The 3,728-nt window shown below is 69.9% G+C and carries 4 protein-coding genes and 1 pseudogene; 1 reads left to right on the top strand and 4 read right to left on the bottom strand.

Going from position 1 to position 3,728, the window contains the following annotated elements; genetic code table 11:
- The coding region (locus Q1K57_RS01055; protein WP_300077929.1) for a DALR anticodon-binding domain-containing protein at window positions 1-460 on the top strand (460 nt) is incomplete at its 5' end.
- An 87-nt stretch (window positions 461-547) separates the two neighbouring features.
- Here Q1K57_RS01055 and ppgK read toward each other — a convergent pair.
- The 4 genes and pseudogenes from ppgK to Q1K57_RS01035 form a co-directional block, all read right to left on the bottom strand.
- Window positions 548-1,333 carry a polyphosphate--glucose phosphotransferase gene (gene ppgK / locus Q1K57_RS01050; protein ID WP_300077926.1) on the bottom strand — a complete coding sequence of 262 codons (786 nt, stop codon included), beginning with the start codon at window positions 1,331-1,333 and terminating at the stop codon, window positions 548-550.
- A 10-nt stretch (window positions 1,334-1,343) separates the two neighbouring features.
- Window positions 1,344-2,861: a PH domain-containing protein gene (locus tag Q1K57_RS01045; protein ID WP_300077923.1), complete on the bottom strand. Its 1,518-nt coding sequence runs from the start codon at window positions 2,859-2,861 to the stop codon at window positions 1,344-1,346.
- Window positions 2,858-3,466 carry a PH domain-containing protein gene (locus tag Q1K57_RS01040; RefSeq protein WP_300077920.1) on the bottom strand — a complete coding sequence of 203 codons (609 nt, stop codon included), beginning with the start codon at window positions 3,464-3,466 and terminating at the stop codon, window positions 2,858-2,860. The genes Q1K57_RS01045 and Q1K57_RS01040 overlap by 4 nt, the downstream gene beginning before the upstream one ends.
- A 64-nt stretch (window positions 3,467-3,530) precedes the next feature.
- Window positions 3,531-3,728: pseudogene (locus tag Q1K57_RS01035) on the bottom strand (hypothetical protein); the annotation flags it as partial.

Here is a 3,728-nt window from a genome sequence, read left to right as displayed (position 1 = left end):
GATCGCGATGGCGGCGGTGAAGTACTCCGACCTGTCGAACCAGTTGCAGAAGGACTACGTGTTCGACGCCGAGCGGATGACGGCGACGACCGGCGACACGGGCCCCTACCTGCAGTACGCGCACGCCCGGGCGAACCAGATCCTGCGGCGGGCCGAGGCGGAGGGTCTCGGCTGGGAGTCGGTGACCGTGCTCGACGAGCCGGCCGAGCAGGCGTTGGCGTTGCTGTTGTCGCGGTTCGGCGAGGTGGTGGACGCCGTCGCGACCGACCTGCAGCCCCACAAGCTGTGCACGTACTTGTTCGAGTTGGCGACCGCGATGAGCGTGTTCTACGAGCAGTGCCCGGTGCTGAAGGCCGAGGGCGAGGTGCGGTCGTCCCGGCTGGCGCTGTGCGCGACGGTGAAGAAGGTCCTCGCCACCGGGCTGGACCTGCTGGGCATCGAGGCCCCCAACCAGATGTGACCCCCGGCCTCTCGCTGGGGTCGGTGACCGTCCACGCACAGCAAGCAGCCCCGCAGGGCGGCTCGGGCCCTGCGGGGGAGCGGGGTGCTACTTGTCGATGAGCGTGTCGGGGTTCTTCAGACGATCAGCAGCGAGCCAGGCGGCACCGACGATGCCGGCGGCGTTGAGCAGCTTCGCCGGGACGATCGGCGTCTTGAGCTTCAGCAGCGGCAGGAACTTCTTCGACTTCTTCGAGACGCCGCCGCCCACGACCAGTAGGTCGGGGGAGAACAGGAACTCGATGGTCTCGTAGTAGCGCTGCAGGCGCTCGGTGGCCCAATCCTCGTGGGTCATGCCCTCGCGCTCGCGCACCGCCGCCGACGCCCGCGTCTCGGCGTCGTGGCCGTCGATCTCGATGTGGCCGAGCTCGCTGTTGGGGATCAGCACCCCGTTGTAGATCAGCGCGCTGCCGATGCCGGTGCCCAGCGTGGTCACGATCACCAGGCCCGGCTGCTTCGCGGCCGCGCCCCAGCGCACCTCGGCGATGCCGGCGGCGTCCGCATCGTTGACGAGCGTGATGTCGCGGCCGAGGCGCTCCTCGAAGATCTTCTCGGCGGGTGCGTCGATCCACGACTTGTCGATGTTGGCCGCGGAACGCGTGATGCCGTGTTGGACGATCGCCGGAATCGTGACGCCGATGGGGCCGGCGCCCAACTCGTCGGCGAAGTGCTCGGCGATCTGACCCACCACATCGGCGACCGCTTCCGGTGTCGCAGGTTGGGGGGTGTCGATGCGGAGCCGGTCGGTGGAGAATTCGCCCTTCTTCAGGTCGACAATGGCTCCCTTGATTCCAGAGCCCCCGATGTCGATGCCCAAGGCGTAACGGGTCTTCATACGCGTCAGCCTACCGAGGCAGATCGGACGCCGTGCCCTCTCCCGTGATCCTCCCCCCATCGACAGCGGCCGCTGCGACGCTTGTCGGCGGCGTCCAGAGCGTGTCGGGCGGGGTGGCGTCGGCGACCAGCTCGACCGGGGCCCGCAACCCCGGGGGGTCGATCAGTTCGCCGGTGCGCGCGGCGCGTGCCCGGTCCATCTCGGTGTAGACGAGCCAGCGGGCGGCGTCCTGCGCCATGTGCGCGATGGCCTCGGTGCCGAGCAGGTTGGTGGTGTGCAGCTTGATCGTCGCGAGCCCCAGCCGACGCTGCAGCGGCCCTTGGTGGAGCGCCGCAGACTGCAACCGCGCGTGCGGCACGATGTGTTGCGCGCGGATGATCCAGCCGCCACGGCTCACCACGACCTGGTCGTCGAGCGCATACCCCATCCACCTGAACTGCAGCGGCGAAAGCCAGCGCGCCTGCCGCGGCGGCCCCTGGAAGGTGAGCTCCTCGAGCCGCAGCCCCGGCCAGACCGCGGCCAGCGCCACCTGCACCTGCCGCGGGTTCCCGGTGGGCAGCAGGATGGTCGTGGTCATCTCCTCGCCCTCGCCGCCCCCGAGGCCGAGCACCGTCACGTCCAGCCGCGCCCGGTTGAGCCACCGCCAGGGCAGCGGCTGGCTGATGCGGATCGCCTGCACGCGATGGGCCGGCACGGTCTGGCTCTTGAGCGTGAACAAGCCGCGCGTGATGCGCAGCCCGGCGTCGGTGCGCGCCAGGGTGTAGTTGAACTGCCCGATGAGTCGCGTGCTCACGATGCCGCTCAGCGCCAGCAGGATCGGGATGAAACCCGTGCCCACCAGCAGGTCGGGCAGCCCGAAACCGTAGGCGATCACGAGGGGCACGCTGAGCACGAGGAGCGTCATCAGGAACTCGACCGACAACACGGTCGCCGCCGCCAGCTCGCCCGGCGTCAGCCGGATCAGCACCTGATCGTCCGTCGACAGGTCGTTCCAGACGGACGCCGCCGCCGACGGTTCGCTCGTGGTTGCGCTGCGCCCGTGGGCGCGCTTCATCAGGTAGTCGCGGATCTCGCCCGCCCGCGATCGCGACAGGTAGGACAGCTTCGTGCCCGCGTCGGCCCCCACGTCGATGCGCAGCTCGGCCAGCCCCAGCAGCCGGGCGGCGAACGGCTGGCTGATGTCGACCGACTGGATGCGCGAGAAGGCGATGCGTTTGCTCTCCTGGAACGCGCCGGTGTTCTCGATGCGCAGTTCGGTGTCGTCGATGACGAACTTGGTCGTCCACCACGACCAGTACGAGAAGACGAGGAACACCAGGACGCCCCCGAGGACGATCCACAGATACCACGGGACGTTCTCGCCGAACCGCGACAGGTCGCTGAAGATCTTGCTGCCCTGCAGGAACTCGTTGAACGCGAACCAGGCGATGGCCACGACGCCCACCCACACGCTCACCAGCGGGCTGAGCGGGTGCATCCGCTCCTCGATGACGACGCGCCCCGCCGCCGGCTCGGGCAGCTCAGTCACAGGCCCGACCCCTTCGCGTCGCTCAGCTCGATCAACCGGTCGCGCAAGATGCGGGCCTCGTCGAGCGGCAGGCCGGGAATGGTGGCGTCGGTCTGCGCCGACGCCGTCACCAACTGCACGGTGGCCAGGCCGTAGACCCGCATCAGGGGACCCGACGACACCTTCACCACCTGCATCCGCCCGAACGGCACCACGATGAGCTCCTTGAACCACAACCCCTTCGTGACGCACAGGTCGGCGTCCCGCTCGGCGTAGCCGTAAGCCGCGACCACGCGCCGGGCGCGCACCCACAGCCACAGCCACCACACCAGGAACACGGCCAGCGGAATCGCCGCCACCCACCACAGCTGCGAGAAGAACCACGCCGCCCCCACCGTCAGTGCAGCCAGGACGCCCAGCGTGATCGACATGCTCACCCGCCGGACGGTGGCGTACTTCGGTGAGATGCGCCGCCACGTGTCGGCCGGCGGCGCGAACACCGCAGGCGTCGCCGGGGGCCCCACGCGATCGAACGCCGCCGGCGGCAGCGGCGGCGGCGCCGGTGCAGCGGCAGCGGGGGTGGGCGGCGGCTTCCCACTCGGGGCGTCGGCGTGGGGTTCGTGCATGCCTCCACCCTAGGGGCGCGCGCCGACAATCCTCCACGGCCCTCCGTCTGGCCGAAGGTCGACGTCAGCGGCGCTTGCGGGGCCCCTGCACGTCGACGCCGCCGAAGAGCACCAGGCCCTTCACGACGACCGTCGGCCCGCCCGGCGCGGGCACGACGGTGCGCACGTCGGTGCCGCCGAAGATGGCGATGGACTCATTGCGGACATTGACGCCCTCGGGCACCCTGATGTCCACGCCGCCGAAGGCGCAGAAGACGTTGAA

The sequence above is a fragment of the Propioniciclava sp. genome (assembly GCF_029977985.1).
In the GTDB taxonomy this organism is placed as follows: Bacteria; Actinomycetota; Actinomycetes; order Propionibacteriales; family Propionibacteriaceae; genus Propioniciclava.
Note: the sequence above shows the minus strand (reverse complement) of the source record. Positions and strands in the feature narration are given on the sequence as shown.

Bases quoted from the DNA above. Each gene is read 5' to 3' on its own strand.
- ppgK (WP_300077926.1), bottom strand. From the start codon at position 1,333: ATGAAGACCCGTTACGCCTTGGGCATCGACATCGGGGGCTCTGGAATC.
- Q1K57_RS01040 (WP_300077920.1), bottom strand. From the start codon at position 3,466: ATGCACGAACCCCACGCCGACGCCCCGAGTGGGAAGCCGCCGCCCACC.